The sequence below is a fragment of the Paenibacillus sp. XY044 genome (genome assembly GCF_002257645.1).
GTDB lineage: Bacteria > Bacillota > Bacilli > Paenibacillales > Paenibacillaceae > Paenibacillus_AQ.
This window is the reverse complement of sequence record NZ_NQMO01000024.1, coordinates 1-1176: the sequence shown is the minus strand read 5'-3', so window position 1 is coordinate 1176 and position 1176 is coordinate 1. Positions and strand designations below refer to the sequence as shown.

Below are 1176 nucleotides of genomic sequence, written 5' to 3'. Positions count from 1 at the left end.
GAATATAACGATGAATTTCATCTACGAGTTGCTTTTGGTCTGTGTAGTGGTGTAGCCGTAAAGATTCGCTCTTGAAATGGCTGAAAAAGCTTTCCATACATGCGTTATCATGACAATTACCCTTGCGCGACATGCTCACCTTAATACCATGGCGCTTTAGAAGCCGGTGATACGGTTTGGATGTGTACTGAAAACCACGATCACTGTGCAACAGTATTCCGCGTGTTTTTCGCTTTTGAATGGCTTTCTTTACGGTATCTAGTACCAGGCGAATGTCATTACGGGGACTGATCTTGTAGGCGATCACCTCGTTGTTATATAGATCATAAATGGTTGAGAGATATAAAAAGCTTTGACCAAAGGGGAGATACGTAATATCTGTCACCCATTTCTCTAATGGACGTGCCGCATGAAACTCGCGATTTAGTATGTTTTCTGAGATGACGTAAGCTTCCTTCTTGCCGAAATACGGTTTCTTCTTGCGAATCACCGAACGTATGCCGAGCTCCTTCATCAGTCGATACACGCGCTTGTGATTAACGTAAATTCTGTATTTTTTCCGAAGGTACACAACGATGCGTAAGTAACCGTAGATGCCACGGCTTTGTTTCCAACAGGACATGATTTTAGTCTTGAGCTGTTCATTCTCCTGTTGCCGCTTAGTTAATCGTCCCTGTTGTCGTTGCCACTTGTAGTAGCCGCTTCGAGAGACTCCAGCTAAATGGCAGAGCAAAGAGACCGCATAACGAGCAGACATGCTTTGAATCACTTGGAAGGCTTGCTGCCGCCTTCTTTCTCCTTCTCCCCCCTTTGCAAGGCCCACAGCTTTTTTAAGTATTCGTTCTCTGCTCGTAGACGATGGAGCTCTGCCTCCACGCTCTGTTCACGCGTTCGAGGCCTTCCTTTCAAGGGACCTCCAGCTTTTCCTCGCTTCTCTTCCAGTCCTTGTATTCCTTCCTCTTGAAAGTATTTCACCCACCGCTGAACAGATTTGTGGGTTATCCCTAGCTCTTTGGCTACACTTTTATATCCCATACCTTTATGCAAGTACATCTGAACTGCCTTTTGCTTAAACTCAACGGAATATGTCTTCCGAATTTCGCCCATGAAAAATCCCCTCCAAGTAAACTTTAGTGCGCTTTCTTAGCACTTGTCTACTCGAAGGGGATAATATCA

The 1176-nt window shown here is 44.9% G+C and carries 2 protein-coding genes; both read right to left on the bottom strand.

From position 1 onward, the window contains the following. Positions 1-823: IS3 family transposase (locus CJP46_RS36010; protein ID WP_179281466.1), on the bottom strand; the 823-nt coding region annotated here is incomplete at its 3' end. Then, complete coding sequence (locus tag CJP46_RS36005; protein ID WP_094600384.1) at positions 766-1107, bottom strand: helix-turn-helix domain-containing protein; 342 nt, start codon at positions 1105-1107, stop codon at positions 766-768. The genes CJP46_RS36005 and CJP46_RS36010, both read right to left, overlap by 58 nt. Positions 1108-1176: the final 69 nt, after the last annotated feature.

Coding starts and splice junctions, on each gene's coding strand:
- CJP46_RS36005 (WP_094600384.1), bottom strand. CDS start 1,107: ATGGGCGAAATTCGGAAGACATATTCCGTTGAGTTTAAGCAAAAGGCA.